The organism is Catenuloplanes japonicus (assembly GCF_000717135.1).
GTDB lineage: Bacteria > Actinomycetota > Actinomycetes > Mycobacteriales > Micromonosporaceae > Catenuloplanes > Catenuloplanes japonicus.
In genome coordinates this window covers 1-4,810 of the sequence record NZ_JNXY01000074.1, presented here as the reverse complement: position 1 = coordinate 4,810, position 4,810 = coordinate 1, and the positions used below count along the sequence as shown (strand labels likewise).

Sequence of the window (4,810 nt, the reverse complement as noted above, 5' to 3'; positions counted from 1 at the left end):
AGACCCCCGCTCCGACGCGTGCGCCGAGTCCGCAGCCGGAGGTGCCCGGCGCGTTCCCGGACGGCGCCGAGCCGGGCGACGTCGAGGCCGGCCGGCCGCCGACGGTTTCCTGTCCAAGAAGGGGCCGGGGAACGCGATGCAGACGCTGAACCACCGGCGTCTCCTGGAGACCAGCTCGGCCTTCTTCCGGGAGGGCCTGGCCGACGAGTGGCGCAACAACGGCATCAACACGGTCAGCACGATCAGCGGTCAGCAGACCAGTCGTTCGGTGATTCTGGCCAGTGGTCTCGGTCAGCCGGTGCACAAGTTCACGATCGACATGGAGCTGGACGCGGAGATCTACCGCGACGGCGACCAGACTCCGCGGAAGACCTACAGCACCGATGCCCAGTCGACCCAGACGGCCACGATGGACACCTGGGTGCCGGACATGCGGGTCTCCGACGTACGCCCGCCCGACCGTGCTCCGCTCAACGCCCCGCGGAAGGTCAGCACCGCCGACCGGACGAACCTGAAGAACGGGCCGTCCCTGCCGAACCTGCCGGGCATCACCGGCGTGCGCGGCTCCGCGGCGCTGAACCAGGCGTTCGGCAAGTCGGCCCGGGACATCTTCGGACGGCGTACCGCCGAATGGTTGATCGGCCAGAACCCGGGCAACGACGCGACCATCTCCGCCCAGTCGCGTCGCTTCTTCACCAGCCACCCCCGGCTGATCGCCGCGATCGACGCGATGCTGCGCGGGTCGCACTCGACGGAGCAGCCGTTCGAGACCGGTGCGCTGTCCGACCCGGAGGGCCGGCACGAACTGCAGGCGTACGTGTCGGACATCCCGGAGCTGGTGTTGCCGCGGCCGGACGCGATCACCTCGATGTACATCGAGGACGGCAACCAGCTCACCGACCCGGCTCGGCACCGACTACCGGGTCAACATCGCGGACGGGAAGACGTACACGCTGTCGGTGCCGGTCACGTTCGTGGGCAAGTCGACGTTCGCGGCGCGCAATCCCCTGACCAGTGCCGAGGCTCTGGCACGGATCAATCCGTCGACGACCGAGGAGTTCGCGCTCGACGTGCCGGACGGCGTCGAGGCGTCCGTGGGCATCAACGAGCTGGCCACCATCTGGCACACGCTGGAGCACACCTGGCCGGCGAGCGACACCCGCCCCTGGCAGACGGGTGAGACGGTCGCCGGCCGGCCGGTCCTCGCCGCCGAGGGCACCTTCATCCGCGGCCTGCCGGACGATCTCCGGCAGCAGGTCCTGGACGCCAAGAAGTCCCTGTTCCCGCCGCTGGGCAGCACGCCGGAGGAGGGCGTGGAGGCCTACTACGCGCCGCGGAGCATCTCCGCCCGGCAGGGCCTGGGCGTGGCGTCGGTCAACGACGTGCAGCTCGGGCTGCACCCGGAGCCGGTCACGCCGGACCAGAGCGCCCCGGCCCCGGCCACCCAGGACCAGGCCACCGCACAGGACCAGACCTCTCCGGCTCCGCAGGACGCGACGGCGCAGACGTCCGACCCCGCACCGGCGACTTCCACCGCCCCGGACCCGGCGACGCGCGCGCTCTTCGACGACGCGATCGCGAAGGTGCAGAAGGAGCTGCCGGGCGTGCTGACGCCGGGCACGAACACCTACAAGTCCGGCCTGTACGAGGGCATCGGGCTGCTGACCTCGTCGCTGGGCACCCGTACCGGCGTGCGCCGCTTCTTCAGCGCCGGCCAGACCAACGCGCCGGTCCGCCTCGGCCGGATCTCCGAGGTGACCACCAGCAAAGCGGGCGCGGTGGTCGTCGACGTGGAGCTGATCGCCCGGCCCGCGAAGCGGTACCGCGACGGCACCGCCCAGATGACGGAGCTTTACGGTCACCCGTCCCAGGGCGGTGCCGACATCGAGACGCACACCATGTCCGGCGCCACCGAGCTGACCGGCCACAGCACCACCAGCCTCGACTGGGCGACCCGCCTCACCGCCACCCTGAACGCGCGGCCCACCCAGTCCAGCTCGCTGAGGACGACCGGTGCCACCGCCGCGTTCGACGCGTTCCGCCAGCACGCCAAGGGTCAGGAGCACCGGGACCAGCAGGTCCACCGGCCGATCACGAAGTCGGCCGGCAATGTGGTGCGCGTGCACGTGCCGATGGAGCTCGCCATCCGGGTCACGGTGACCTCGCAGAAGGACTGGCTCCCGATGCGGATCGTCCCGGCCACGTTCGTGGGCCTGAGCAGCCTGTGGACGAAGGGCAGGGCCCTCGTCGGGTTCCCGGTGGCCGAACCGGACACCACCTGGCACGACGCCAGCGTGACCCTGGAGTTCATGAAGGGCGACGGTACGACGCGCCCGCTGACCGCCGAACCGCCGCCCAACACCGACCGCCCGTCGACGCTGTTCCTGCCCCGGACGACGAGCACCCCGGACGCCATCCAGGTCAGCCGCGCCCCCGACGGCCAGCAGTCGGTACCCGCGCGGGACGGCCAGCCGCACTTCGACGACGCCGAGATCGCGTCCTGGGAGCCGTTCGACGGGCTGAACGAGCGAGTTGGCCGCGTCGGTCTTCGAGTACTTCCCGATCTACGCCTCGACGTCCTCGACGTCGATCGGCACGGCGCAGGTCTACAACTTCTCCGCCGCGCCGTTGCAGGCGTTCAACATCGGTGACCCGATCGCGCCGGTCCAGGAGACCGTCTCCGACGGGTCCGGCAAGACGCGCCGCGCGGACATCCCCGGCGGTAGCGTGCCGCTGCCGACGAGCAGTACCAGCGGTGGCGGCTACTACACGATCCGGCCGGAGTTCGGCGGCGCGCCGGGCAACCAGGCGATCAACAACGTCTTCTACCCGCCGGTCAGCCTGCAGGGAGGCCTGAAGACCGGCGCCTCCGCGACCATCACGGCCACCGACCGGCGCGGGTACCGGATGCCGCCCGACACCGCTCCCAAGCTGGCCGAGGTGGTCAGCACGGTGCAGGCCACGCAGAGTCCGACGCCCGGCAGCCGTTTCGCGGCGGCGGCGAAGAAGGCACTGAGCCAGTCGCGTGCGGAGGCGCCGCTCAGCGGCCGGTCCGAGCAGCTCAAGCGGCCGTACGTGCTGCGGGAGCTCGACGTCCTCTTCGAGGTCACCGGCCAGACGCCACGCGCGCTCTCGGAGCTGACGGACACACTCACCCGGTTCGGTGATTCGCTCGCCGACCAGGTCAGCGACGGCACCGTTGCCAAGCGGCTCCTCAGCGAGCCCCGCCGGGACAACGCCGGCGAGGCGATCGCCAAGGCCTTCGAGAACATGAAGAGCGCCGTCGAACGGGACCCGGTCACCAAGAAGGTGTACGTCGCGGCGACCGTGCAGGTGCGCATCCCGCTGACCGAGTTGCAGCCGTCGCGGCAGGCGCCGCCCGGCCGTCACCTGGGCAGCGACCGGACCAGCGCCGCGGATGAGATCGCCGTGTCGCGTCTGCCGGAATCGCACGGGTGGACCGCGCTGATCGGCCGGGGCGCGTCGACGGCGACCGAGCCTCTGGTGGGCGGCCGGAGCACGGCGCGCATCCAGAACGAGATGGACGCGGTCCGGCGGGGCCCGGACGGTGCCGGGCTGAGCCGGCAGGGTGTCGTGCTGGTCGGTGACGATCACCGGGCCGCCGGTCAGCGCCTGTCCGCGGCCATGGGCGGCTACGTGCTGGCCCAGGCGGAGCCGATGGGCCGTCACGACGGCCTGACCGATCCGACGGTGGATCAGAAGCACCAGTACCAGCGGGCGATGAGCGACACGACCGCCTGGGCGCTGTACCGGAACGGCGTGCTGGTCCGGCCGCTGCCGGGCCTGAACCTCGCGGACGCGATGTCTCAGGCGATGACGCTCGCCGGTGAGACACCCCCGGCCGAGACGCTGACCAGGCCGGACGGCAGCAGTGCCCCGACCACGCCGGTCACCGGCAGCACGCCGTGGTTCGCCACCGGCCGCCCGGCCGACACCGCCGTCGCTTCCGGCAGCCGCCCGGCCGGTCGCGCCGTCGCCTCCAGCAGCCGTCCGACCGGCCCCGCCGTGGCCTCCAGCAGCCGCACGGCCGCCGGTAGGCGAGCCCAGGGTGCGGGCCGGCGCGGACCGGGCACCACGACGGCTCACAACGCCCCGCGTGGCGGCAACTGCCTGTTCTACGCGGTCGCGGACAGCGCGCGCAGCCAGGGCGTGACGCTGCGCGGGCTGCCGGCCACCGGCAACCCGCACCAGATCGTGCAGTCGTTGCGCACGACCGGCGCCCGGCACGTCGAAGCCCACCCGGAGGCCCATACTCCGTCTCTGCCGTCGATCGGCACGCTGATCGCCGAGGACCTGGGCATCGGGCAGGCGGAGAGGCTGATCGGCGGCGGCACGTCGAGACCGGACGGCATGACCGACGAGGAGGTCCGCGGCCGTCTGGCCGTGTTGATCGACAACGGTCACGAGGGGGTGACCAACCGCCTGCGGAACGCCTTCGTCCCCCAGCCGATGGTGGCTCTGGTCCAGGAGGCGCTGACCGACGACGGAGAACTGCCGGACCCGGTCCATCTGCTCGCCCAGGCGATGCGCCGCCCGGACCTGTGGAACTCCGCCATCGGCGACTACATCCCGGCGGCTCTCGCCCGTGCGCTCGACGTGAACATCGTGGTGCAGAACCCGACCTACACGGCCGACATGCTGCCGAACCGGCCGGACGCGCCGCAGGTGTTCATCAACCGCCCCGGGATCGACCATTTCCAGTCGCTTCGTCCGTCGGATTCGGCGGGTGGGGTGGTGGGTCCGGATCAGTCGTCGTGGGTGTCGGTGGGTTCGCCGGCGCCGGTGGCGG

Annotated in this window: 2 protein-coding genes; both read left to right on the top strand. The window is 71.7% G+C overall.

Going from position 1 to position 4,810, the window contains the following annotated elements; all coding sequences use genetic code 11:
- The first annotated feature begins 959 nt into the window (after nt 1-959).
- Nucleotides 960-2,651 carry a hypothetical protein gene (locus OP04_RS54390; RefSeq protein ID WP_198154329.1) on the top strand — a complete coding sequence of 564 codons (1,692 nt, stop codon included), beginning with the start codon at nt 960-962 and terminating at the stop codon, nt 2,649-2,651.
- A partial coding sequence (locus OP04_RS48015; RefSeq protein ID WP_033346790.1) for an OTU domain-containing protein occupies nt 2,533-4,810 on the top strand: 2,278 nt, incomplete at its 3' end. The genes OP04_RS54390 and OP04_RS48015, both read left to right, overlap by 119 nt.